23 protein-coding genes are annotated in these 24466 nt (G+C 65.9%); 12 read left to right on the top strand and 11 right to left on the bottom strand.

Annotation, left to right across the window (positions count from 1 at the left end; genetic code table 11):
* The first annotated feature begins 61 nt into the window (after nucleotides 1-61).
* A complete protein-coding gene (locus B0G62_RS29235) occupies nucleotides 62-547 on the top strand; it encodes an acyl-CoA thioesterase (protein WP_103707657.1) in 486 nt (161 codons plus the stop codon).
* A 172-nt stretch (nucleotides 548-719) separates the two neighbouring features.
* Here the strand turns inward: B0G62_RS29235 and B0G62_RS31850 are convergent, their stop codons facing one another.
* From B0G62_RS31850 to hpnN, 3 genes are all read right to left on the bottom strand, one after another.
* On the bottom strand, nucleotides 720-965 hold the full coding sequence (locus B0G62_RS31850; protein WP_167401368.1) for a hypothetical protein: 246 nt from the start codon (nucleotides 963-965) through the stop codon (nucleotides 720-722).
* Nucleotides 966-1035: 70 nt separating this feature from the next.
* Entirely contained in the window at nucleotides 1036-2106 is a 1071-nt protein-coding gene (locus tag B0G62_RS29245; protein WP_103707659.1) for an MlaA family lipoprotein, read from the bottom strand.
* Nucleotides 2103-4733, bottom strand: coding sequence for a hopanoid transporter HpnN (hpnN, locus tag B0G62_RS29250; protein ID WP_103707660.1), 2631 nt, complete (start codon nucleotides 4731-4733; stop codon nucleotides 2103-2105). Before hpnN ends, B0G62_RS29245 begins: the two co-directional genes overlap by 4 nt.
* Nucleotides 4734-4938: 205 nt before the next feature.
* Between hpnN and B0G62_RS29255 the strand changes: the two genes are divergently transcribed.
* Nucleotides 4939-5547 (top strand): MlaC/ttg2D family ABC transporter substrate-binding protein, encoded by a 609-nt coding sequence (locus tag B0G62_RS29255; RefSeq protein WP_103707661.1) that lies wholly within the window; start codon nucleotides 4939-4941, stop codon nucleotides 5545-5547.
* A gap of 102 nt (nucleotides 5548-5649) precedes the next feature.
* Here B0G62_RS29255 and B0G62_RS29260 read toward each other — a convergent pair whose 3' ends face one another.
* Together B0G62_RS29260 and B0G62_RS29265 are read right to left on the bottom strand one after the other, a co-directional pair.
* A complete protein-coding gene (locus B0G62_RS29260; protein WP_103707662.1) occupies nucleotides 5650-6288 on the bottom strand; it encodes a response regulator in 639 nt (212 codons plus the stop codon).
* A complete protein-coding gene (locus tag B0G62_RS29265) occupies nucleotides 6285-7793 on the bottom strand; it encodes a cache domain-containing protein (RefSeq protein WP_103707663.1) in 1509 nt (502 codons plus the stop codon). Before B0G62_RS29265 ends, B0G62_RS29260 begins: the two co-directional genes overlap by 4 nt.
* A gap of 169 nt (nucleotides 7794-7962) precedes the next feature.
* Between B0G62_RS29265 and B0G62_RS29270 the strand changes: the two genes are divergently transcribed.
* The 3 genes from B0G62_RS29270 to B0G62_RS29280 all read left to right on the top strand — a co-directional run bounded on the left by B0G62_RS29270 (nucleotide 7963) and on the right by B0G62_RS29280 (nucleotide 11448).
* Nucleotides 7963-8931, top strand: coding sequence for a glycerophosphodiester phosphodiesterase family protein (locus B0G62_RS29270; RefSeq protein WP_244193427.1), 969 nt, complete (start codon nucleotides 7963-7965; stop codon nucleotides 8929-8931).
* Nucleotides 8932-9129: 198 nt separating this feature from the next.
* Nucleotides 9130-11217, top strand: coding sequence for a carbon starvation CstA family protein (locus tag B0G62_RS29275; protein ID WP_103707664.1), 2088 nt, complete (start codon nucleotides 9130-9132; stop codon nucleotides 11215-11217).
* 24 nt (nucleotides 11218-11241) lie between these two features.
* Nucleotides 11242-11448, top strand: coding sequence for a YbdD/YjiX family protein (locus tag B0G62_RS29280; RefSeq protein ID WP_027820406.1), 207 nt, complete (start codon nucleotides 11242-11244; stop codon nucleotides 11446-11448).
* A 171-nt stretch (nucleotides 11449-11619) separates the two neighbouring features.
* Here the strand turns inward: B0G62_RS29280 and hpnH are convergent, their stop codons facing one another.
* On the bottom strand, nucleotides 11620-12771 hold the full coding sequence (gene hpnH / locus B0G62_RS29285) for an adenosyl-hopene transferase HpnH (RefSeq protein ID WP_103707665.1): 1152 nt from the start codon (nucleotides 12769-12771) through the stop codon (nucleotides 11620-11622).
* A 12-nt stretch (nucleotides 12772-12783) separates the two neighbouring features.
* Nucleotides 12784-13728 carry a 4-hydroxy-3-methylbut-2-enyl diphosphate reductase gene (gene ispH / locus B0G62_RS29290; protein ID WP_103707666.1) on the bottom strand — a complete coding sequence of 315 codons (945 nt, stop codon included), beginning with the start codon at nucleotides 13726-13728 and terminating at the stop codon, nucleotides 12784-12786.
* 401 nt (nucleotides 13729-14129) lie between these two features.
* On the opposite strand from ispH, the gene hpnC reads away from it, so the two are divergent.
* Both hpnC and B0G62_RS29300 read left to right on the top strand, forming a co-directional pair.
* Nucleotides 14130-14999: a squalene synthase HpnC gene (hpnC, locus tag B0G62_RS29295; protein ID WP_103707667.1), complete on the top strand. Its 870-nt coding sequence runs from the start codon at nucleotides 14130-14132 to the stop codon at nucleotides 14997-14999.
* Complete coding sequence (locus B0G62_RS29300) at nucleotides 14999-16174, top strand: glycosyltransferase (protein WP_407671260.1); 1176 nt, start codon at nucleotides 14999-15001, stop codon at nucleotides 16172-16174. Before hpnC ends, B0G62_RS29300 begins: the two co-directional genes overlap by 1 nt.
* A 127-nt stretch (nucleotides 16175-16301) precedes the next feature.
* On the opposite strand, the gene B0G62_RS29305 is transcribed toward B0G62_RS29300, so the two are convergent.
* Both B0G62_RS29305 and hpnA read right to left on the bottom strand, forming a co-directional pair.
* Entirely contained in the window at nucleotides 16302-16874 is a 573-nt protein-coding gene (locus B0G62_RS29305; RefSeq protein ID WP_103707669.1) for a hypothetical protein, read from the bottom strand.
* 142 nt (nucleotides 16875-17016) lie between these two features.
* Nucleotides 17017-18039 (bottom strand): hopanoid-associated sugar epimerase, encoded by a 1023-nt coding sequence (hpnA, locus tag B0G62_RS29310; protein WP_103707684.1) that lies wholly within the window; start codon nucleotides 18037-18039, stop codon nucleotides 17017-17019.
* Between the two features lie 164 nt (nucleotides 18040-18203).
* Between hpnA and B0G62_RS29315 the strand changes: the two genes are divergently transcribed.
* Nucleotides 18204-18500, top strand: coding sequence for an acylphosphatase (locus tag B0G62_RS29315; protein ID WP_103707670.1), 297 nt, complete (start codon nucleotides 18204-18206; stop codon nucleotides 18498-18500).
* Between the two features lie 108 nt (nucleotides 18501-18608).
* Here B0G62_RS29315 and egtD read toward each other — a convergent pair whose 3' ends face one another.
* Nucleotides 18609-19589 carry an L-histidine N(alpha)-methyltransferase gene (gene egtD / locus B0G62_RS29320; RefSeq protein WP_103707671.1) on the bottom strand — a complete coding sequence of 327 codons (981 nt, stop codon included), beginning with the start codon at nucleotides 19587-19589 and terminating at the stop codon, nucleotides 18609-18611.
* Between the two features lie 410 nt (nucleotides 19590-19999).
* Here egtD and rarD point away from each other — a divergent pair, with 410 nt between their 5' ends.
* Nucleotides 20000-20893 carry an EamA family transporter RarD gene (gene rarD, locus B0G62_RS29325; RefSeq protein WP_103707685.1) on the top strand — a complete coding sequence of 298 codons (894 nt, stop codon included), beginning with the start codon at nucleotides 20000-20002 and terminating at the stop codon, nucleotides 20891-20893.
* 44 nt (nucleotides 20894-20937) lie between these two features.
* Here the strand turns inward: rarD and B0G62_RS29330 are convergent, their stop codons facing one another.
* Entirely contained in the window at nucleotides 20938-21486 is a 549-nt protein-coding gene (locus B0G62_RS29330) for an Mpo1 family 2-hydroxy fatty acid dioxygenase (protein WP_103707672.1), read from the bottom strand.
* A 91-nt stretch (nucleotides 21487-21577) separates the two neighbouring features.
* Between B0G62_RS29330 and B0G62_RS29335 the strand changes: the two genes are divergently transcribed.
* From B0G62_RS29335 to B0G62_RS29345, 3 genes are all read left to right on the top strand, one after another.
* The gene (locus tag B0G62_RS29335) at nucleotides 21578-22348 is read left to right on the top strand and encodes a Crp/Fnr family transcriptional regulator (protein ID WP_103707686.1); all 771 of its coding nucleotides are present in this window, start codon (nucleotides 21578-21580) and stop codon (nucleotides 22346-22348) included.
* A gap of 153 nt (nucleotides 22349-22501) precedes the next feature.
* Nucleotides 22502-23146, top strand: a complete 645-nt coding sequence (locus B0G62_RS29340; protein WP_103707687.1) for an HAD family hydrolase — start codon at nucleotides 22502-22504, stop codon at nucleotides 23144-23146.
* A 43-nt stretch (nucleotides 23147-23189) separates the two neighbouring features.
* Nucleotides 23190-24428 (top strand): dienelactone hydrolase family protein, encoded by a 1239-nt coding sequence (locus tag B0G62_RS29345; protein ID WP_103707673.1) that lies wholly within the window; start codon nucleotides 23190-23192, stop codon nucleotides 24426-24428.
* Nucleotides 24429-24466: the final 38 nt, after the last annotated feature.

A 24466-nucleotide genomic window follows, 5' to 3' on the forward strand; every position in this document is an offset into this window, starting at 1 on the left:
CGTTAACCCTAGGTCTGCTTCCATAAGACTTGGGGACGGATCAAGCATGGGAGGACCAGAAATGAATTTTCATACCCGCAAGTGGGTCAAGCCTGAAGACCTGAATCCCAATGGCACTTTGTTCGGCGGCAGCCTGCTGCGCTGGATCGACGAAGAAGCGGCCATTTACGCGATTTGCCAGCTCGATAACCAGCGTGTCGTGACCAAGCTGATTTCGGAAGTGAACTTCGTGAGTTCGGCGCGTCAGGGCGACATCATCGAACTGGGCATCATCGCCACCGATTTCGGCCGGACCTCGATCACGCTGCGCTGCGAAGTGCGCAACAAGGTCACGCGCAAGAGCATCCTGACGATCGAAAAGATGGTGTTCGTGAACATGGGCGCCGACGGCAAGCCCGCGCCGCACGGCCGCGAGCGCATCCGCTACGCCGAGGAGGCGTACGAGCGCTATCGTCAGACCGTGCACACGGCGACGGACGCGACGGCAGCGGCAGCAGCTAACGAAGCCGCGCGCCAGGAACAGCAGGAAGACGAAGCGGTGCATTGAGAGGCGGTTTGCCCTGCTGAGTCTACTGAATAAAAACCCGGCAAGGTCATCGACCTTGCCGGGTTTTTTTCATGTCTGGATCAACTCCGATAGACGAATTCCGCTTGCTGTCCCTGGCCCAATGCATACTTCGGTTCCATTGCAAGGGGAGCCAATGGAATTCGTAGACGTGTCAGAGGCTAGCTTGCGCCTTGCCGGCTTGATCGAGGACATCGAGTCGGGGCGAAAGGTAGAAATCGTCATTGCTCGTGATGGGCGACCTGTCGCGCGCCTCGTGCCCCATGTGCAGACGTCGGATACCGATTGCCGAATTGGGGTGGCTAAAGGCGGCGTGGTCGCTCCGAGTGATATCGACGTATCCAACGACGAGATAAATGCCTTGTTCGATCGCCGTCGATAAAAAACCCGGCAAGGTCATCGACCTTGCCGGGTTTTTCGCATCTGAACCGCCCACACAAACAGGCGGCCTCATCACCCTCCCATCGCGCTCAGGGCGCCGATGCCGGCTGCGCGGGCGCGGCCGTCGCGGGCGCCGAAGCCGCCGTGGCAGGCACTGCGCCGGAAGCCGCTTTAGGTGCCGAAGCAGCAAGCGGCGCGGACGCAGCCCGGCCAGCCGCCACGCCAGCGGTGCCCGCCGCGGCAGCAGCGCCTGCGCCGGCCCCTGCACCCGCCGCATCGGCAGCAGGCGCAGCCGCACTGCCCTCGCCCGGATCTTCGTAGTTCGGCAGGCCATTGTTATTCGACGCGCCGGAGCCGCCCTTCGAGTCGCCCGGGTCCTCGTAGTTGGGCAGCCCGTTATTCGACTTGCCCGCGCCGCCGTTGTCGTCGGTGGCGCCCGGATCGCCGTAATCCGGCAGCGGCGCGTTGTTGCTCTGCGAGCCGCGGATCATCGACTGGCGCTGCTGGCGGTACGCGTCGCGCACGAACGAATACTTGTCGAGCGCCGCCTGCTGCAGCAGATCGGTCGCGCCCAGCAGATCCGCGCGCGTGCTGATGAACTGCGCGATATACATCGGGTTGCGCACCGCAGGCTCGATGTAGTTGAGCAGATTGAACTTCACGTCCACGCCCATGCCGATGCCGTCGCGAATCGAACTCGGCCCGAACAGCGGCAGCACGAGGTAGGGGCCGGCCGGCACGCCGTAGTGGCCCATCGTCAGGCCGAAGTCCTGATGGTGCTTGGGCAGGCCGGCTGGCGTGGCGAAGTCGATCAGGCCGCCCAGACCGAAGGTCGTGTTCATGGCCAGACGCATGAGGTCTTCGGTCGCGTCGGTGATCTTCAACTGCAGCAGATCGTTGGCGAAGTTGCTGACGTCGCCAAGATTCGAGAAGAAGTTGGAGATCGCCTGGCGCATCGGCTGCGGCGTGACTTTCTGGTAACCCTTCGCGATCGGCTGCGCGATATGGGTGTCGAGTTCATCGTTGAACTTGAAGATCGCCCGGTTGGCCGGTTCGAACGGGTCGCCCGGCTTGCGGTCAGGACCGGTTGCGCAACCTGACGTCACGAGGAGCGTCAGGCTCGCCGCCGCCATGGTGAGCGCGGCTTGTTTTTTCTTCATTGATCGATCCCCTGCATTTGCGATCCTGCGCGCTTGACGCGCGGCTTGCCCATCAGCACCGGCTGGAACACCACGGCGCCGATCAGCGTACATAACAAGGACAGCGCGAGCAGTTTGCCCATGCTCGACGTGCCCGGATGGTGCGAAAGCCACAGGCTGCCGAACGCCGTGGCGGTGGTTGCGGCCGAGAACAGCACCGCATGTGTGAGGCTCGAATGCAGCAGGCCGGTCTGCCCCGCCCGCCATGCCATCACGAAATAGATTTTGAACGCGACGCCGACGCCCAGCATCAGGGGAAGCGCGATGATGTTGGCGAAATTGAGTTGGATACCGAACACAACGCACAACTCCAGCGTCACGAGCGCCGATACCAGCAGCGGAATCAGCGTGCGCAGCACGTCGCCGAAATGGCGCAGCGTGATCCACAGCAGCGCCGTGATGAGCAGCACCGACCAGCACGCCGCCTGCAGGAACGCCAGGATGATCACGTTGGCCGAATGCAGGATCGAGATCGGGCCGCCGATCGCGTTCGGCTCCGCCTTCTTTACGGCGTGCGAGAAGCGCGCGAGCATGACGTCGTCGTTCGGATCGACGCCCGCGGGCACGCGCGGCGCGACATCGACGATCGCCTGACCCGTGACCGACGACACCCAGTCGCCGACCATCGCGGGCGGCAAATTCTCACGCGTGATCTCCGAAGGCTGGAGCAGGCGTTCGAGCTGCGCGAAGGCGAGCTTGAGCGGCAGGCTGAAGGCGGTTTCGGCCTTGTCGCGCACGGCCGGGCTGGCGGCGGCGAGCTTCATGAGGCCGTCGGACAGATGTTTGGCTTCGGCGGCGCCCGGACCCGGATGGTCGCCTGCCGCCAGCGCGAGCTGGTTGGCCGCGCGCTTGAGCGTGTCCACGCGCACGGCGTCGGTGACGGGCGACGACGGCTGCTGCGTGAGGGCGGGCATCAACTGCTGCGAGGCGCTTGCGATCAACATCAGCTTTTGCTGCTGGTCGGTGGGGATCAGCGAGCTGAGCGTGGTCGCGCGGCCCACTTCGGGCAGCTTTTCGAGCTTCGCCGCGATCCTGTCCGCATCGGCAAGCGTTGGGGCGAGCACGCTCACGTCGTTGATCGAAATGACGGGCGAATTCTTCAGCGCGATCAGCGTGGCCATCGACTCCGTATGCGGGTCCTTCAGATGCAGCGGATTGAAGTCGAAGCGCAGGAAATACAGCAGCGGCGACGCGCCCACCACGACGAGGAGCGTGCCGATCAGCACCGGCTTGCGATGTTCCGCGAGCCACTTGTCGACTGGCGCGAGAAATGCGAAGCCCGGCGCGGCGCGCTCGCCCTTCGGCTTGAACACGCTGATGAGCGCGGGCAGCAGCGTCATGTTCGCGATATACGCGACGAACATGCCCACGCCCGCGATCTGGCCGAGTTCCGAGAGGCCCTTGTAGGCGGTCGGCAGGAACGAAAAGAAACTTTCCGCCACGGCGATGGCCGCGAGCGTAAGCGGCACGCCGATCAGCCGCGCGGTCTTGAGCAGCGCGACGTCGAGCCGGTTGTCCTGGAAACGCTCCTCGCGGTACTTGACGCCGAACTGCACGCCGAAGTCCACGCCCAGCCCCACGAACAGCACCATGAAGGCCACCGACAGCATGTTGAGCGAGCCGATCATCGCGAGGCCGAGCGCCGCCGTGAGGATCAGGCCGACCACCAGCGTGACGAGCACGGCGCCGATCAGGCGGCCCGAGCGCAGCGCGAGCCAGAGGATCACGAGCACGACGATGGCCGTGATCGCGCCATTGAGCGCGGCGCCGTCCTGCACCGAGGCGAATTCGTCGTCGGCGAGCGGCTGTTCGCCGGTCAGGCGCACGCGCGCGCCGTATTCGGTGTCGAGATGCAGCGACGCAGCGGTGTCGCGGATCGCCTGCGAGGCGCTTGCACTCGCCTTGAGCGCCGCGAAGTTCAGCACCGGCTGAACGGTGACGAAGGAAAACGCGGGTTTTGTCGCGGCGTCCTTGTCCACCAGCGCGCGCCACGAGAACGCGGCCGGCTGGCCCGCGAGTACCTGATCGACGGTATTGGCGGCGCTGCCGAGCAGGTTCGCCATTTGCGGCAGCTTCACCTGACCGATCGTGAGCGGCAGTTGCAGCGTGGTCGTGAGCGTGCCGGCGAGGCCCGCGAGGCTTGGATCCTTCGCGAGCTGATTGATCAGCGGGCGTGCCTGCACGAGCTGACCGGTGGTGGACAGCACCGTTGACGTCGATGGGAACAGCAGGCCGTTGTGCTCGAAGAACGGGCCGCCCGCAGGCTGCGAAACGGCGCTGAATTCGCGCTTGTCCTGCTTGAGGGCGTCGGCGAGCTTGTCGGCGGCGGCGTCCGCGAGTTCGGGCGCCTGCGCTTCGACCACCACGAGCAGCGAACTGCTGCGTTGCGGGAACGCGCGGTCCTTGGCGTCGCCCAACGCGGCCCATTCGGCGTTGTTCTCGACGAGGCCGCTGATGTCCGTGTTGATCTTGAAATGCTTCGCGACGTACACGCCGCCGAGGACGGCCAGCGCGAGCGCGATTGTGATGACCCACGCCGCGCGGCGCACAGACCAGGCGACGAGGTGGATGATGAATGGCTTCAGCATAAAGGCGAGGGGGCCTTGTCGTTTGACTATTCTTGATGTGAAGCGCTCAAGTATACCGGCCTCGCCCAGTCAGGCGTGCCGTGCGCACACAAGCGCAGGCGTCAAAGCCGTTATACTGGGTCAGCCGGGGCGGGATCGCAGCGCGGCTTGCGCCTCAGTCTGCCCCATCCGCCGGCACCTGATATTCACTGTTCCAAAATCGCGTATGAAACGTTATCTGACCGCATTTCTCGCCGCCGCCTTCCTGTCGGGCGTGTCGGGCGCCGCTTTCGCCCAGTCGTCGCCGGACGCCGTCGTCAAGGCCGCCGTGGAAGGCACGGTGAAGGCGATGCAGGCCGATCCGCAAGCCCGCGGCGGCGACATGGCCCAGATCACGAAAGTGGTCGAAACCCATTTCGTGCCGGCCACCGACTTCCAGCGCACCACGCGTATCGCCATCGGCAAGGCCTGGACCACGGCCACGCCCGAGCAGCAGCAAAAGTTGTACGAGCAATTTCAACTCCTGCTTGTGAAGACCTACGCATCGTCGCTTGCGCAACTTCGTGATACGCAGGTCAACTTCAAGTTCGCGCCGTCGAACACCGGCGCGGCCGCGAAGGACACCGTCGTGCAGTCGCACGTGCTGAGCAACGGCGGCGACGACGCCATCGACTATCGCCTTGAGCGTTCCGGCAACGGCTGGAAGATCTACGACATCAACATGATGGGCGCGTGGCTGATCCAGGTTTATCAGACCCAGTTCGCCGACCAGATCGCCAAGGGCGGCATCGACGGCCTCATCAAGTTCCTCGTCGATCACAACGCGCGCAGCTGATTCGACGTATTCAAGCTAGCTTAGGCGTTCAGACGGATTTCGCACGGCGCGTGCTCGCAAGAGCCGCGCCGTGTGTGTTTTTACGGCGCATTTTTGGGGCGCTTACTTCCTGCGGTTCTCCACCGCGAACTTGATCAATTCCGCCTGACCGTCGATATCGAGCTTGCGCTTGAGGTTGAGCCGGTGCGTCTCGACCGTGCGCACCGATAATCCCGCACGCTGTGCGATCTGCTTGCTCGACAGGCCCTCGGCGAGGGCATCCAGAATGTCGCGCTCGCGCGGCGTGAGCCGCTCGATGGGCGTTTCCCTGAGCGACGCCTGGATCATGCGCGCGCCCAGTCCCGCGCTGAAGAACGTCTGCCCGCCCAGCACGGCCTCGATCGCGCGCACGATCTCCGCCCCCGGCGAATCCTTGAGCACGTAGCCGCTCGCCCCCGCGCGCAGCGCCTGCGTCACGTACTCGACGTTGTCGTGCATCGACAGCATCAGCACGCGGATCGCCGGAAAACGTTCGTGAAAAATGCCCGCGAGCGCGATGCCGTTGATGCCGGCCATGCCGACGTCCATCAGCGCGAGATCGGGTTCGAGCGCGGCGGCGAGCGTGATGGCTTCGTCGGCGTTGCCCGCCTCGCCCGCGACTTCGAGGCCCGGCACGGCTTCGAGCCGCGCGCGCAGACCGTCGCGCACGAGCGGGTGATCGTCGACGAGTACGAGGCGCGCGGCTTTGGCTGGTTCGTTCATGGTGTCTCTGTGTGCTTTCTTGCGGGTCTATGCGGTGCGTCGTCTTCGTCTCGGGCGCTGTCCGTGTGGATCGGCACCCACGCCGTCAACACCGTATGGCCCGGTTTCGAGCTGATCGAGAGCTGGCCGCCCAGCGGCTCCAGCCGCTCGCGCATGTTGCGCAGTCCCATGCCGCCGCGTGGATCGGCTTGCGCGAGCGCGACATCGAAGCCGCGCCCATTGTCGGCGATGGAAAGCGTCACGCCATCCTGCGCGATATCGAGCGTGAGCGCGGCGCGGCGCGCATGGGCGTGCCTGACGATGTTGGTGAGCGCTTCCTGCGCGATGCGAAACAGGGCGGTGTTGACGGCGTCGGGCAAGGGCGCGCCCAGCGGGCTAGCGGGTTTGCTGCCCTCGCCTGCCTGCGTGAAGCCGATTTCCACCGACGATTCATCGGCGAGTTCGCGCGTGAGCTGTTCGAGCGCGGCGGCCAGACCCAGATCGTCGAGCATCGCCGGGCGCAGCGCGTGCGAGATGCGGCGCACTTCGCGCAGCGTGTCCGAGAGCCGCGTAAGCCCGGTGGACAGCGAGGCCTCGGCGGCGGTGACGCGCGTCTCGCCCCGCTCGAAGCGCGCGAGCGCCGATTCGAGCAGCAGCTTGGCCGACACCAGCATCTGGCTGATGCCGTCGTGCAGCTCGCGCGACAGGCGCGCGCGCTCCTGCTCCTGCGACTCCACGACCTGCTGGGCGAGACGCTTGAGCTTGGCGTCGGTGCTGCGGTACTCGCTCACGTTGAGCACGAGCGCGCCGAGCGCGAACACGCCCACCCCCGCCAGCGCGATCACGCCGAGCCATTGCAGCGTGCGCTCGATATTGGCCGAGGCGCGCTCGTCGATATGGGCAAGCGTGGAGTCGACATCGTCGAGATAGATGCCCGTGCCGACCATCCAGCCCCAGCGCGGCAGCGCGACCACATAACCGAGCTTGGGCGCGAGCTTGCCCGTCGAAGGCCGATGCCACATGTAGCGCACGAAGCCGCCGCCATGCTGCGCCGCGCTGACGAGCTGCTGGATCGTCAGCGCGCCTTGCGGATCGCGCAGGTTCCACAGATCCTGGCCGACGAGGCCCGGCTCGCGCGGATGCATGAGCGAGCGGCCATGCATGTCGTAGACGAAGAAATAGCCGTCGGTGCCGAAGTCCATTTTTTGCAGCACGGCGAGCGCGGCGCGCTGGCGGGCGGCCTCGTCGGCGGACGGCGGGGCTGCGGGGGCGGTGCCGGCCGTGGTGGCGTCGGGCGCGTAAAGCGGCTCGATGGCGCTCGTGGCCAGCTCGACGTAATGGCGTAGCTCGATTTCCTTGCTCGACAGATACGCGGCCTGCATGGTGGCGTGCTGCGTGCGCGCGAGCGCGGTCGCCTGCTGCCGCACGCCAATGCCGATGCTGGCGATCGCGGCGAGAAATGGCACGACCGCGAGCAGGAAGATTTTTGTCTTCAGCCGGTCGTTGAAGAAAAATGGGGCAGGCATGGCGGCGTTCGGGAGCAGAGTGTGCAAGCATAACCGGGCGCGCGCCGGGGGATGGCCAATTCCTGCGGTTGCTCCTTATTGCTCCTTGTTCCCGCGAATCTCGCGAGATGGATGCGTGCGCAACGATTTCGCGCGCGTTGTCGAAGCGCCTACTTTCATGAGCCACTACATGATGCGAACGATGCCTTGGCGTGCCGTTGCGGTTGTCTCGACGGCGTTACTGCTGGCGGCGTGCGCGGGCGGCCCTGCGTCGCCCGGCGCGTCCCAGCCACAAGCGCTGCGAACGATGCAAGCGGTGCCGCTCGTCATCGCGCATCGCGGCGGCACGGGCGACGCGCCCGAGAACACGCTCGTCGCGATCCGTTCGGCGCTCGCGAGCCACGCCGACGCCATCTGGCTCACCGTGCAACTGAGCCGCGATGGCGTGCCGGTGCTTTATCGCCCAGGCGATCTCGCCGCGCTCACCGATGCCCATGGCCCGGTCGCCGCAAAGAGCGCCGCGGAACTCGCGCGCGTCAACGCGGGCTGGCAGTTCAAGTCGCAGGACGCGTGGCCTTATCGGCAGAGGGCGGTCGGCATTCCAACGCTCGCCGAAGCGTTGGCCGCGATTCCCGCCGATACCCCGGTCATCCTCGACATGAAGGCGCTGCCCGCCGCGCCGCAGGCAGCGGCCGTGGCGCATGTGCTCGACGAAGCCGGTGCGTGGGACCGCGTGCTGCTCTATTCGACCGAAGCGGATTATCAGCAGGCATTTACCGCATGGCCGCGCGCGCGCGTGTTCGAGTCGCGCGATGCGACGCGCGCGCGTCTCGCGAACGTCGCGCTGGCGCACACCTGCGAAGCGCCGCCGCTCACGGGCGCCTGGACGGCCTTCGAATGGCGCCGCTCGCTGGATCTGACAGAGCGCTTCACGCTGGGCGAAGCGCATTCGAGCGTCGCCGATGCGCAGTTATGGTCGCCGCAAGCCGTGCAGTGCTTTCGCACGAATCCGGGCGTGCATATCGTCGCGATTGCCGTGAACAGCGCGGCGGATTACAAAGCGGCGGCTTGCGCGGGCCTGGATGCGGTGCTGGCCGATTCGCCACGTCGTATGACGCCGGTGCGTGACGCGCTGCGGCAAGGCTATCGCTGCCCGTGAATGCGCAATGACCTGGTTGGCTACGTAATACTACGTAGCCGCCTTACGTAGTTGTCCGGTTGTGGCTTGCGCGGTGAAAGCGAATACTAGGCGCCCATAGCGTGCGCCATTGTGCGCCACGTTTCGCCCTGTCTTTGTCTAGTATGGAGAACAGGGCACAGAGAACCCATCAAATCTAAAAACAAAATAGGAGACGCCATGAGTCGTACATCCAGTTTTGTCGTCTGGACGCTAGTCGCGCTGCTCGGCGCGTTCGCGTTCGGCACCATCGCGCTCGCACACGGCGAGCGTATTTCCGCACTGTGGATCGTGATTTGCGCGGTCTGCGTTTATCTCATCGCTTACCGCTTCTACTCGCGCTTCATCGCGTCGACGGTGCTGCAACTCGACGGCCTGCGCACGACGCCGGCCGTGCGTCACAACGACGGGCTCGACTACGTGCCCACCAACAAGTATGTGCTGTTCGGCCACCACTTCGCGGCGATCGCGGGCGCGGGTCCGCTGGTCGGCCCGGTGCTGGCCGCGCAGATGGGCTACATGCCCGGCATGTTGTGGATTCTCGTGGGCGTGGTGTTCGCGGGCGCGGTGCAGGACTTCGTGGTGCTGTTCCTCTCCACGCGCCGCGACGGCCGCTCGCTCGGCGATCTCGTGAAGATGGAACTCGGGCCGGTGCCGGGCGTGATTGCCCTCTTCGGCACCTTCCTCATCATGATCATCATTCTCGCGGTGCTCGCGCTGATCGTGGTAAAGGCGCTGACGAATTCGCCGTGGGGCACCTTCACCGTGGCCGCGACGATTCCCATCGCGATCTTCATGGGCCTTTATGTGCGGTACATCCGCCCGGGCAAGATCGGCGAAATCTCGATCATCGGCTTTGTCCTGCTGATGGCGTCGATCGCCTTCGGCCAGCACGTGCACGATTCGCCCACGCTCGCCGCGATGTTCACGTTCACGGGCACGCAGCTGACGTGGATCCTGATCGGCTATGGCTTCGTGGCGTCGGTGCTGCCGGTGTGGCTGCTGCTCGCGCCGCGCGACTATCTGTCGACGTTCCTGAAGATCGGCACGATCCTCGCGCTCGCGATCGGCATTCTGATCGTCGCGCCGGAACTGAAGATGCCCGCCTTCACGAAGTTCATCGACGGCTCCGGTCCGGTGTGGTCGGGCAACCTGTTCCCGTTCCTCTTCATCACGATCGCGTGCGGTTCGGTCTCCGGCTTCCACGCGCTGATCTCGTCGGGCACGACGCCCAAGCTGCTCGATAACGAAACCAACGCGCGCTTCATCGGTTACGGCGCGATGCTGATGGAATCGTTCGTCGCGATCATGGCGCTGGTGGCCGCTTCGGTGATCGAACCGGGCGTGTACTTCGCGATGAACGCGCCGCTCGCGGTGCTCGGCACGACGCCGGACGCGGTCGCGCATACGGTCGGCCAGTGGGGCTTCGTGCTCACCCCGGACATGCTCACGCAGACGGCCAAGGCCGTGGGCGAGACGACCATCGTTGCGCGCGCCGGCGGCGCACCGACGCTGGCGGTCGGCATGGCGCAGATCCTGCATCAGGTGATCGGCGGCCAGGCGATGATGGCGTTCTGGTATCACTTCGCGATCCTGTTCGAAGCGCTCTTCATCCTGACCGCCGTTGACGCGGGCACGCGTGCGGGCCGCTTCATGCTGCAAGACTTGCTGGGCACGTTCCACCCGGCGCTCAAGCGCACCGAATCGCTGCCCGCGAACCTGATCGCCACGGCGCTGTGCGTGGCCGCGTGGGGCTACTTCCTGTATCAGGGCGTGGTCGATCCGCTGGGCGGCATCAATACGCTGTGGCCGCTGTTCGGCATCTCGAACCAGATGCTCGCCGGTATCGCGCTGATGCTCGGCACCGTCGTGCTGTTCAAGATGAAGCGCGAGAAGTTCGCCTGGGTTACCGCCGTGCCGACGCTCTGGCTGCTGATCTGCACGCTCACGGCCGGCCTGCAGAAGATCTTCGACAGCAGCCCGAAGGTGAGCTTCGTCGCGCATGCGCAGAAGCTGTCGGCGGCGCTCGATGCGGGCCAGATTCTCGCGCCCGCGAAATCGGCCGAGCAGATGCAGCGCATGATCTTCAACGACTACGTGGATGCGGCGCTGTCGGGCCTGTTCATTTTCGTGGTGGTCAGCATCGTGATTTATGGCCTGATCGCGATTGCGCGTGCGCGCCGCGCGGATCGTCCGACCGTGCAGGAAACGCCGTACGAAGCGTTGCCTGCGGGCGCCACGATCGCGACGCGCCAGAGCGCGCACTAAATCGCCTGCATAACGGAGCGCAACATGTTCTCGGAACTTCGCGACAACGTGCAGACGGCCGGGCGCTATCTCGGCCAGGCCATGCGTCTGATGGTCGGTCTGCCGGACTACGACGGCTACGTCGCGCACATGCGCGCGACGCATCCCGATCGCCCGGTCATGACCTACGAGGAATTCTTCCGCGAGCGCCAGAACGCGCGTTACGGGTCGGGCGCGGGCAAGTGCTGCTGAAGCAAACACTGCCGGTCTGATAGGGCCGATAAAGACGAAGGCGCGATGGCGAAAGTCATCGCGCTTTTTTCATGGCGTCGCCAGATCGACGCGCAAAAACAAAGGGCGCAACGGTTTGCACCGTTGCGCCCTTTTCTCTTCCCAGCGCCTTAAAAAGCGCACCGGAAAAACTCAGCTTGCCGCGACCGTCACCGGCTTCTTGGTCTTCGCCGAGTTCTTGATCTCTTCGAGCTTGATTTCGACGTGACGCGAGAACACGTAGTCAGCCGGACGCTGTGTGTCCAGCGGGATGTCCTTGGCGAACGCGCCCGTGGTGCGCGGACCCGACAGCGCGATACGCGCGGCCTTGAGCGGATGCGCGACCGTGTCCATCACGGCGGTGGCCTCGAAGCCGCAGTGGACCATGCAGTCCGCGCACTTCTCGTACTTGCCCGTGCCGTACTTGTCCCACTCGGTCGTTTCCATCAGTTCCTTGAAGGTCTTGACGTAACCTTCGCCGACCAGATAGCAGGGCTTCTGCCAGCCGAACACCGTGCGCGCCGGGTTGCCCCAGGGCGTGCATTCGTAGGTCTGGTTGCCGGCCAGGAAGTCGAGGAACAGGCTCGACTGGCTGAACGACCACTTCTTGCCGTTGTTGCCGCGCTTGAAGATCTCGCGGAACAGGTTCTTGGTCTTGTCGCGGTTCAGGAAGTGCTGCTGGTCCGGCGCGCGCTCATACGCATAGCCCGGCGAGACCGTGATGCCGTCCACGCCGATGGCGTGCGCCGTGTCGAAGAACTTCGCCACGCGATCCGGCTGCGCGTCGTTGAACAGCGTGCAGTTGATGTTCACGCGGAAGCCGCGGCGCTTGGCTTCCTTGATGGCCGCGACGGCCTTGTCGTACACGCCTTCCTGCGATACCGAGTGATCGTGCGCTTCGCGGTCGCCGTCCAGGTGGACCGACCAGACGAAGTACGGGCTCGGCTCGTAGTCGTCCATCTTCTTTTCCATGAGCAGCGCGTTCGTGCAGAGATACACGAACTTCTTGCGCGCCATGATGCCCTTGACGATCTGGGGCATTTCCTTGTGCAGCAGCGGCTCGCCGCCGGCGATCGAGACGACCGGCGCACCGCATTCGTCCACCGCGCCGAGGCATTCCTCGAGCGACAGACGCTGGTTCAGGATGGGATCCGGATAGTCGATCTTGCCGCAACCGTTACAGGCCAGGTTGCAGCGGAAAAGCGGCTCGAGCATGAGCGCGAGCGGATAACGCTTATTGCCGCCGAAATGCTGGCGGAAGATATAGGCGCCAACGCGGACTTTTTGGAGCAGCGGAATAGACAAGAGGTGTCCTCCTTAAACTTCGCGTGCGACGAGCGGTTGCAAGAGCTTCGACGGCAGCTTGAATTCGACTTTTTCTTCACGGCCCGCCATCGTCGACACCTCGACAGGCCCCAACGCGCGCAGCGCGTCGATCACGTTTTCTACCATTTCCTCGGGTGCCGACGCGCCGGCCGTGATACCGACCGTCTGCGCGTTGGCAAACCACTCGGCCTTCACTTCCGAGCCGTCCGCCACGAGGTAGCTCGGCAGACCCGATTCGCTGCCGATTTCGCGCAGGCGGTTCGAGTTCGAGCTGTTCGTGGCGCCCACTACCAGCAGCACGTCCACCTGCGACGACAGATCGCGCACGGCGGCCTGACGGTTTTGCGTCGCATAGCAGATGTCGCGCGTGTCCGGGCCGACGATGTCGGAGAACCGCTTCACGAGCGCATCGATGACGCCGCGCGTATCGTCCACCGACAGCGTGGTTTGCGTCACGTACGCGAGCGGCGCGTCGAGCGGCAGATCCAGCTTCTGCACGTCGGCTTCGCTTTGCACCAGCAGCACGGTGCCGGGAATCTGGCCGATCGTGCCTTCCACTTCCGGGTGACCGGCATGGCCGATCAGGATCAGCGTGCGGCCCGCCGCGACGTACTGACGGCCCTGCACGTGAACCTTGGTGACGAGCGGACAGGTCGCGTCCAGCACGTCGAGCTCGCGCTCTTCGGCGGCGCGCTCGACGGTCTTCGCCACGCCATGCGCGCTGAAAATCGCGACGGCGCCTTCGGGCACTTCGTCGAGTTCTTCCACGAAACGCGCGCCCTTGTTACGCAGGTTCTCGACCACGTGACGGTTGTGGACGATTTCATGGCGCACGTAGACCGGCGCGCCGTGCTTCTGCAATGCGCGATCGACAATTTCGATAGCGCGGACAACCCCCGCACAAAAGCCGCGGGGTTGGGCAAGGATCACTCGCATAGGGTGGCGAACTCCGACTGCCGCGCATCACGAGGAAGCCCTGAAAGACTTGCTCGCCGCGGCGATCATATTAATAAGGTTCTAATGAATGCGTACATCCGCCAGAGGGAGGGCGGAAAAACCAGACGCGCATTTTAACCCCATCGCCGCACCTTTGCTGTGTGGCGCACGAGAAGGTGCGGCGCGCACGCGACGATAATCGGCATGAATCGCGTTTCGACCCTGTATAAAATGCGCCCCGGGCCGCTCAAACAGGCTGTCCGCGCGATGCGAGGATCCGAAAACAAAGGCGGGCGATCAGGGATGGCGCGGTGCAACATGGCGCGGGAACCCTTAAACTAACGTCCCCGCTGTCGAAGCGCACGACGCGATGCGGGCCCGACCCCAATCAGGACGCCTGGATGGAAACCGAGCACTACGACGAATTTCCGGTAGCGAGCCTGTTGCTGCCGAAGGCGCTGCGAGCGCCTGTCGGCGTGATCTACCACGTCGCGCGCACGCTCGACGACATCGCCGATGAAGGCGACTGGAGCCGCGAGGAGCGTCACACGCGGCTGGCCGATTTCCGCGACGGGCTCGACGCCGTGGCCGAAGGGCGCGCCGCGCCGGTGCACCCGATGCTGTTCGCCAGGCTCGCGGAGGTGGTGCGCCGCTGCCGCCTGCCGCTGCAGCCGTTCTACGATCTGGTGTCGGCGTTCGATCAGGACATCGACACCACGCGCTACGCGGATCGCCTGCAACTGATGGACTTCTGCCGGCGCTCGGCGAATCCGGTCGGGCACCTGATGCTGCATCTGATCGACGAGGCCACGCCTGAGAACCTCGCCGACTCCGACGCCATCTGCACCGCCTTGCAGCTCATTACCTTCCTGCAGGACGTGCCGGCCGACTGGCGGCGCGGGCGTGTCTATCTGCCGCACGCGGACCGCGAGCGCCTGAACGTGACCGAGGCGCAGATCGCCGCCGGTGTGGTGGACGACGCGTGGCGCGCGCTGATGCGGCACGAGATTGCCCACGTGCGCGCGCTGATGCTCAGCGGCGCGCCGCTGGCGCTGCGCGTGCCGGGGCGCTTCAGCCTCGAACTGTGCAGCGTGGTGCACGGCGGCCTGCGCATGCTCGACGTGATCGAGCGTGCCGACTACGACGTATTTCGCGCGCGGCCTGCGCTGCGCGCTTCCGATTGGTCCGTGGTGCTGGTGCGCACGGCGGCCATGTGGCTGTCGCGCCGCGTCGGCGTGCGCACGCCTTCGATCAAGAGTAATAACGCATGATGACCACGATTCTGTTCGCCGTTTCCTGTCTTTCGCTGCTGATCTGGCTGGTGCTGCTGTTCGGCCGCGGCGGCTTCTGGCGCTCGCGTCCCGCCGAGCCGCTGCCCGTGATCGAGCCGGCGGCGGGCTGGCCCTCGGCCTGTGCCGTGGTGCCGGCGCGCAACGAGGCCGACGCGATCGGCGAGGCCGTCACCTCGCTGCTGCGCCAGGAATACGGCGGCGCTTTCCATGTGATCGTCATCGACGACCACAGCACCGACGGCACCGCCGAAGCCGCACGCGCCGCCGCGCTCGCGCTGCAGTGCCCCGAAAAGCTCACGGTCATCACCGCGAAGCCGCTGCCGGCGGGCTGGTCGGGCAAGGTCTGGGCGCAGTCGCAGGGCATCGAGGCCGTGCGCACGCTGGGTCTGGACGCCGACTACCTGCTGCTCACCGACGCCGACATCGGACACCCCGCCGACGCGCTCGCGCAGCTCGTCGTGCGCGCGCAGGCCGAAAAGCGCGATCTGGTTTCGCTGATGGTGCGTCTGCGTTGTGACTCGTTCTGGGAAAAGGCGCTGATCCCGGCCTTCGTGTTCTTCTTCGCCAAGCTCTATCCGTTCGCGTGGGTCAACGACGCGCGCAACAAGACGGCGGCGGCGGCCGGCGGCTGCATGCTGGTGCGCCGCAAGGCGCTGGAGGAGGCGGGCGGCATCGAATCGATCCGCGCGGAACTCATCGACGATTGCAGCCTCGCCGCGCGCATCAAGCATCGCGGCGAAGGCCATCATCCGATCCGCCTGGACGTGGCCGCGAAGAGCGTGTCGCTGCGCCCCTACGATTCGTGGAAGGACATCTGGAACATGATCGCGCGCACCGCCTTCACGCAGCTGCATTACTCGGCGCTGCAACTGGCGGGCACGATCGTCGGCATGACGGTGATCTATCTGGCGCCGCCGGTCGTGGCGCTCGTGCTGGGCGCGAAGGGCTGGCCCGCGTGGCTTGCCTGGGCGCTGATGTGCTGCGCGTACTCGCCGATGCTCGCCTACTATCGCCGCTCGCCGCTGTGGGCGCCGTTCCTGCCGCTGATCGCGCTGTTTTATGTGGGCGCGACCTTCGCGTCGGCCTGGCGTTTCTGGCGCGGCAAGGGCGGCCAGTGGAAGGCGCGCGTGCAGGCGCCGGCGCAGGGGCGTTGAAAGGGCGTTGAGCGCCTCGTCGATCTGGCGTGGCGCACTGCCGCCATCCAGCCGATCCGCCGATTAAAAAAGCCGCCGCGTGTGAAACGCGGCGGCTTTTTTTTCGCGCAGACGGACTGACGAAGGCTTAGCGCTGCGTCAGCATCATGTACATCTGCACGACCATGTCGGGCGAGAACGTGAACGGCACCCAGCCGTGGCCCGTGTGGCGCATTACCAGCAGACGGTCGCCGTTCGATTGCTTCTGCACGGCCATCATCGGATTTTTGGTCGAGGCGAAGCGCCAGCCGGGCGGGATGCCAGGCGGCGGTTCCGGCTGCATCGAGGCGCGCACGTTCGCGAGTTCCTCGATCAGCTGGCTCACCTGCATCGGATGCAGCGACACCGTCTGGCCGCCGATCGTCATCGTGATCTCGTTCTGCGAGGGACGGCCGACCTCCAGCGTGGCGCGCGCGTCCGAAGCCGGTGCGTCGGCGGGCGCGGCGGCTTCGCTTTCGGCTTCCAGCGCTTCGGGCTGCGCGTGGTCCACGGCGGCAATGGCCATGTCCGGCGCTATCAGGTGCGCAGGCGTGTACTTCGCCGTATCAGTCGATTGCGGGGCCGCTGCGTCGGTCGCGGCCGGCGCGGGCGCGGCGCTGACGGCCTGAATGAGTTGATCGACGCCCACGTCGATCGCGCCGATCTGGTCTTGAAGATTCATGCGAGCTTCTCTGGTAAGACCCGCGATTTTACCCACAGAGCGCGTCGACAGGTCGGCGGCCGTTGTAAGCAGGTCGCAACTTAAGTTGTAACAATTAATGGTGCGACCGGTTTTCGAGCGACCCGAAGCCTTGCCGAAGCCCTTATTTCGCGCCCAGATAGCCCGCTTCGCGGAACCACGCGAGCGCGTCTTTCAGACCCTCGCGATACGGTCGCGCACGGTATCCCAGCTCGCGTTCCGCCTTCGCCGAAGTGAAATACATCTTGTTCTTCGACATCTTCAACGCATCGACGGTCACGAACGGCTCGCGCTTCGTGATGCGCGCGACGGCTTCCGCGCCCATCGCGAGCGGGTAGAGCGGCCAGCGCGGCAGCGCGATCGTCGGCGGCTTGCGGCCTACCATCCCGGCGATATCGGCGAGCATCTGCTGCAGCGGCAGGTTTTCGCCGCCGAGGATATAGCGCTCGCCAATGCGCCCGCGCTCAAGCGCCAGAAAGTGCCCGTTCGCCACGTCGTCGACGTGCACGAGATTCAGGCCCGTATCGACGAAAGCGGGCATCTTGCCCGTCGCGGCCTCGACGATGATGCGGCCGGTGGGCGTCGGCTTCACGTCGCGCGGGCCGATCGGCGTGGACGGATTGACGATCACGGCGGGCAGGCCGTCCTGTTCGATCATGCGCTCGACGGCGCGCTCGGCGATCACCTTGCTGCGCTTGTACACGCCGATCGCCTGATCGGCCTTGAGCGGCGAGGTTTCGTCGGCGGAATGGCCCGAGCTCGTGACTTTGAGCGTCGCCACGCTGCTGGTGTAGACGATGCGCTCCACGCCCGCGTCGAGCGCGGCGCGCATGGTGGCTTCGGCGCCTTCGAGGTTGGCGCGCTCGATTTCGAGCGGATCGGGCGCCCACAGGCGGTAATCGGCGGCGACATGGAACAGATAGCGCACGCCGTCGAGTGCACGGCGCATCGAGGCCTGGTCGCGCATGTCGCCGGTGACGATCTCGACGTCGAGCGATTCGAGGTTCTTGCGCGGGCTCGTCGAGCGCACCAGCAGGCGCACGGCGAAGCCTTTTTCCAGCGCGATGCGGGCGACGGCCGAGCCGACGAAGCCGGACGCGCCGGTGATCAGCACGAGGTCCTTGTTAGCGCGGGAGGTGTCGGTCATTCTGGTTTCGCATTCGGGTTCGATGATGGGCGCCGGGTCGTTATCCATCCATGCCGGACGCCGCAGTGGCACGGATTGTACGTGCCGTGGGTCCGGCGCGTGTGCGCGCGGGCGTCTACAATGCCGTCCGTATGTCGTACGCAGGGAAACAGGAGAAACGAAATATGAGTGAACCGGATCTGGATGCGCGCGTTGAAACGTATTACGTGCGCGTGCGCGGAACGGTGCAGGGCGTGGGTTTTCGTCACGCGACGGTGCGCCAGGCGCACGCGCTGCGCATTCGCGGCTATGTCGCCAATCTGGAGGACGGCTCGGTCGAAGCCGTGATCCAGGGCTCGGCGAACCAGGTGGACCGCATGCTCTCGTGGCTGCGCCACGGGCCGCCGGCGGCGCACGTGAATTCGGTGGAAAGCGAGGAGCGCCACACCGAAAAGCGCTACGAGCGCTTCGAGCAGCACTGAACTGAAAACGCCGCAGGAAAAAAGCGGTGCGCCCTGAAAGGCGCACCGCTTTTTCGTTTCGGAAGCCCGTGCCCAGCGCGCTTGCTGCCCTTATTGCACTCGCTGCATTCAGGCCACGGCCAGCAGGCTCTCCGCGAATCCCCACTCCTTCTCCACCCACTGCCGCGCGCAGGTGAAGCCCGCATCGGCGGCGATCGCCGGGATTTCGTCGGCGTGGTACTTGTGGCTGCTCTCGGTCCAGATCGTCTCGCCTTCCTCCATGTCGATGTCCAGGCGCGCCGCGCCCACGTGCGCATGGACGTGACGCTTCGCGCGCAGGTGCATCTCGACGCTGCGCGCATCGGGATTGAAGCGCGCGACGTGCTCGAAGTCGTGCAGGTCGAAGTCGCCGTCCAGCTCGCGGTTGATGCGCGAGAGCAGGTTGAGGTTGAACGCGGCGGTCGCGCCGATGCTGTCGTCGTAGGCGGCGATCAGCGTATCGACGGGTTTCACGAGATCGGTGCCCAGCAGCAGCGTGTCGCCGGGGCGCAGCATCGCGCGGATCTCGCGCAGGAAACGCGTGGCCGCGAGACGCGCGAAGTTGCCGATCGTGCTGCCGAGAAACAGCACCAGCAGGCGCTCGCCGTTCTTGCGCTGGCGGCTCACTTCGGCCAGTCCGGCCAGATAGTCGCGCTCGTAACCGACGATGGAAATGCGTTCGATATCGGCCAGTTCGCGCCGGCATAGCTGCAAGGCCGTGCGCGAAATCTCGATTGGGCAATACGACGTGGGGCGCTTGCGGCACAGGGCTTCGAGGATGCGGCGCGTCTTGCGGCCGCTGCCGCTGCCGAGTTCGGCGACGGTGACATCGGCGGGCAGCGCCTCGACGATCTCGTTGGCGTAGCGCGTGAGCAGGCGTTCTTCCGAGCGCGTGACGCCGTATTCGGGCAGCACGGTGATGACTTCGAACAGCGCCGAGCCGACTTCGTCATACAGATACATCGACGGCAATTCCTTTTGCGGCGCGTGCAGGAGGCCGTGGCGGACATCGGCGGCGAAGCTGGTTTGGGCGGGAGTCTGCGGTTCGGGGCGGGAGGCGGGCAGGGTCATGCGGGCTCCTGATGCATGGGACGGCAGGCGGCCGGGGCGCGGTGCGGTTACGAACGAACGCAAAAACACGCTCGCAAAAACGAAAATCCGCGCGCCGGACGAAGGGCGGTTCTCCAGCAAAGACTTCCGTTCTAGTCCATCGTGCCGGGCAATTCACGGACTAAATCGCGGAATTCGCTGCTATGGCAGCGCTCGCATCGGCCGTGCCCGCCGCTCCGGCGGGGCTTGCGGCGCATTAGAATGCCGGCTGGCGCGTAGTGGCAGACAGCACGCCTAATTCAATAACCGATTCACATGACAACGCTTTTTTCCGCGCCGCCTGTTTTTTGCATGGCCGCGCGCCGGGATGTTTCGTCCCGATTTTTCCGATTTTCCTCGCCCTCGCAGACGGCCCGCGCCGTGATCCGCCGATGAACAACTACGATCCCAGGCGCGGCATCACGCTTTCGGTGGGCGCCTCGGCGCTGTTCGCGCTGCTGTCGGCGTACACCTTGTTGCTCAAGCCGCTCGGCGGCCTCGACATCTTCGCGTGGCGCGTGATCTGGACCGCGCCCGGCGCGCTCGCGCTGCTGGTGTTGCGCAAGCGCCTGCCGCAACTGCTGGAACTGGTGACGCGCGCCATCCGCGAGCCGCGCGTCGCGCTGATGCTGGTGACGAGTGCCGCGCTGCTCGGCGTGCAGTTGTGGGTGTTTCTGTGGGCACCGCTGCATGGACGCATGCTCGAAGTGTCGCTCGGCTACTTCATGCTGCCGCTGGTGATGGTGCTGGTCGGGCGCTATTACTATCACGAGCGCCTGGAGCCGCTGCAATGGCTCGCGGTCGCCTGCGCGGCGGTGGGCGTGGCGCATGAACTCTGGGCCACGCACGCGTTTTCATGGCCGACGCTGCTGACTTCGCTCGGCTATCCGCCGTACTTCGTGCTGCGCCGCAAGATCCAGGCGGATTCGCTCGTGACCTTCGCGGTCGAGATGGTTCTGCTGCTGCCCGTCGCCTTCATCGAAGTGCACGCGGGCGGCTCGCTTGCGCTGCTCGGCCAGCACACGCTGCTCGCGTGGGTGCTGCTGCCGGGGCTCGGCGTGATCAGCACGATTGCGCTGGCGACCTATCTGAAGTCGAGCCGCCTGTTGCCGATGGCGCTGTTCGGCATCCTCGGTTATGTGGAGCCGGTGTTGCTCGTGATCGTTTCCGTCGCGCTGCTCGGCGAGCATCTGGGGCTGCGCCAGCTAGCGACCTACGTGCCGATCTGGATCGCCGTCGCGCTGACGGCGCTGCATGGCGCGCGGCTCGTGCGCCATGCCCGCTGAGCGCGCGGCTTTCAACGCGAGTTTCGACGCGAGTTTCGACTTATTCAGCGCGCGGCGTGCCCGCGCGGCGGATTGATGCGCGTGGGGCCGGCCTTCGCTTCGATGGCCTCGCGCAAGGCGGGACGCCAGCCCAGCCCGAACAGCGCCTCGGCGAGCACGAACAGCGGGCCGATGACGAGGCCCACGAGATCGTCCACGAAGGCCGGTTTGCGATGCTCGTAAGCCATATGGCCGACGAACTGGAACACCCAGCCCACCACGAACAGGCCGATGCCGCCCGCAAGCCAGGTGGCCGTGCTCTGCTGCGCGAGCCACGCGCCGAACGTCAGGCTCAGCGCCGCGACGGCGGCCATCATGATCCCGAGCGGCACGTCGAGCACGAGGTAATAGAGCGTCGACGCGCCGAACAGCAGCCACGCGGGCGACAGCGGCACGGCGGCCAGCGGCCAGGCGGCGAGCGCGAACGACGGGCGCGAAAGCAGCACGGCGAGCGCGAGCACGATCATCGGAATGCCGACGAAATGCGTGGCGATGTTGCGCGGGTCGCGATGATATTCGGCGTACTGGGTGAGCTGATCGGTCAGGTTTCTCATGGATGTCCTTTATTCCAACTGCGTCTCGAAAATCATTATGATCGTCGGGCGCGCCGACGCTGACCTTCGGCTAGCCGACAATCTCCATCCGATGACTTCACGCCCCGACGCCCCCGCCTGCGGACTGCCGCTCGACACTGCTTCGCCCAGCCTGATTGCGGCGCTGGAGCGCAGCGCCTGGTTCGCCGGGCTGTCCGACCCGCTGCGCGACGGCCTGCGCTCGGCGGGCCGGGTGCGCGCGCTGCGTGCGGGCGAGCGGCTGTTCCTGCGCGGCGATGCGGCCGACGGCGTCTATTGCGTGCTGGAAGGCGCGGTGCGCGTGGGCGCCGCGAGCGTGTGCGGCCGGGAGGCGTTGCTCGCGCTGATGGGCCCGGCAAGCTGGTTCGGCGAGATCGCGCTGTTCGATTCGGGCGTGCGCACGCACGATGCCTATGCCGAGCGGGATACCACGCTCTTTCATGTCCCGCGCACGCCGCTTGCCGCGCTGCTCGACGCAACGCCCGCGTACTGGCATGCCTTTGGGCTGCTGCTCGCGCAGAAACTGCGCCTCGCCTTCGACGCCATCGAGGAAAGCGCGCTCCTGCCCGCCGCGCCGCGCGTGGCGCGGCGTCTGCTGCTGCTGGCGGCGGGCTACGGCTATGGCGAAGCGGGCCGCGAATCCGGCGGCGAAGTGGCCAAAGGCGCGCGCCCGCCGCATCTCGTCGTACACGTGCCGCAGGAGGATCTCGCGCTGATGCTGGCGCTGTCGCGCCAGACCGTGAACCAGATCCTGCGTCAGTTCGAGCGCGACGGGCTGCTGGCGCTGCGTTACGGCGAGATAGAAATCGTCGATGCGCAGCGTCTGGAGCAGCAGGCGCGCTAATTCCACGCGCGCCCGATGGCCCGCGCCATTGCGGCGCTGCGCCATTTGCCGCGACAATGGCGCGGGCTTACAGCGGGCTTGCCGCAGCCCCATCCTTCAACCCGCCGCCTGAGCGTGGCGCTTTCCGACTTTCCGACCTTCCGATACCGCTTCATGACCGACCGCGTCATTGCCGCCTTCGACTTCGACGGCACCATCACCACGTCCGACAGCTTCCGTGCCTTCATGCTCGATGCCGCTGGCGTCCCGCGCTTCGTGCTTGCCGCGCTGCGTTGCCTGCCGTGGCTCGCGGGCATCGCGCCCGGCTGGTCCGACCGGGGCCGCACCAAGGCGCGCTTTCTTCATGCCGCGCTCGGCCCGGTGCGGCGCGACGCGCTGGAAGCCGCCGCGCAACGTTTCGTCGATACCCGTCTGCCCGATCTGCTGCGCCCGGAGATGCTGGCGCGCATCCGCGAGCATCAGGCGCTTGGCCACGAAGTCGTGCTCGTGAGCGCGTCGCCTTCGGTGTATCTGCGCAAATGGGCGCCGACGGTGGGCATCGGGACGGTGCTCGCCAGCGAGCTGGAGTGGCGCGATGGCGTCTACACTGGACGGCTCGCGGGCCGCAACTGCTGGGGGCCGGAGAAGGTCGCGCGGCTGCGCGCCTGGTGGGGCGACAAGGCGCCCGCGACGCTCTACGCCTACGGCGACAGCCGCGGCGACCGCGAAATGGCGCAACTCGCCAACCACGCCTGGATACGCGGCGAGGTGCCGCTGCCGCCGCTCTTGCCGGCGGGCGGATTCGGCGCAACGGCCTGAGCGCGCATCGCCTCGAAAATACGCACACAAGGAGACGACCCGAATGAACGGACAATGGACCACGGTGAAGTCGCGCGACGGCGGCGAATTCCGCGCCTACACGGCACTGCCGCCCGAGGGCAGCGGCCCGGGCCTCGTGCTGCTGCAGGAAATCTTCGGCGTGAACGCGCATATGCGCGCGATGGCCGAGCGCTTCGCCGAGGAAGGCTACGTGGTCATGGTGCCCGACCTGTTCTGGCGTCTGGAGCCAGGCGTCGATCTGGGCTACGAAGGCGCGGACATGACGAAGGCGCTCGCGCTGTATGAGCGCTTCGATGTCGATCTCGCGCTTGACGACATTGCGCAGACGCTCGCCGCGCTGCGCGCGCATCCCTCGCAGCGCGGCAAGACGGGCGCGCTGGGCTATTGCCTGGGTGGGCGCCTGGCGTATCTGGCGGCGGCGCGCACCGATGTCGATTGTGCGATCGGCTACTACGCCGTGGGCCTCGAACACCAGTTGAACGAGGCCGGCACGATCCGCTGCCCGCTGATGCTGCACTTCGGCGCCGACGACAAGTCATGCGACGCGGCCACGCGAGCGCGCATCGAAGCGGCGCTGGCGGGCAAGCCCGGCGTCGAGCTGTACACGTATCCGGGTTGCGATCACGCCTTCGCCTCGCCCGCGCGGCCGCAATACGACAAGGCCGCCGCGATGATGGCGTACTCGCGCTCGCTGGCGATGCTGCGCCGGGTGATGGGGCCGATCTACGATTTCAACGCGCTCTGGGAAGAGCACTGCTATCACGAGTTCGTCGCGCGCAATCCCAACGACGTGATGCCGACGATGGTCGCGCAGCCCTACGTCAACCACATCCCGACGATGACGGGCGGCGTCGGCCACGACGAACTCAAGCGCTTCTACACGCACCATTTCGTGCATTCGAACCCGGCCGACACGCGCCTGATTCCGATTTCGCGCACCATCGGCTCGGATCGCGTGGTCGACGAGTTCATCTTCTGCTGCACGCACGACCGCGAGATCGACTGGCTGCTGCCGGGCCTCGCGCCCACGGGCAAGTATTTCGAGGTGCCGATGCTCGCCGTGATCTGCTTTCGCGGCAGCAAGCTGTACAACGAGCACATCTACTGGGATCAGGCTTCGGTGCTCGCGCAGATCGGCGCCATCGATCCGGCCGGCCTGCCGATCGCGGGCATCGAAAGCGCGAAGAAACTGCTCGACGAAACCCTGCCGTCGAACACGCTCATGCCCGCGTGGCAAAGCAGCGAAGGCAAGCCGTTCTGAGCTTGCCTTCGTGATGGGCGCTGCCAGGCGCTCGTGGG

It is taken from the genome of Paraburkholderia eburnea (genome assembly GCF_002917095.1).
Classification (GTDB): Bacteria; Pseudomonadota; Gammaproteobacteria; order Burkholderiales; family Burkholderiaceae; genus Paraburkholderia; species Paraburkholderia eburnea.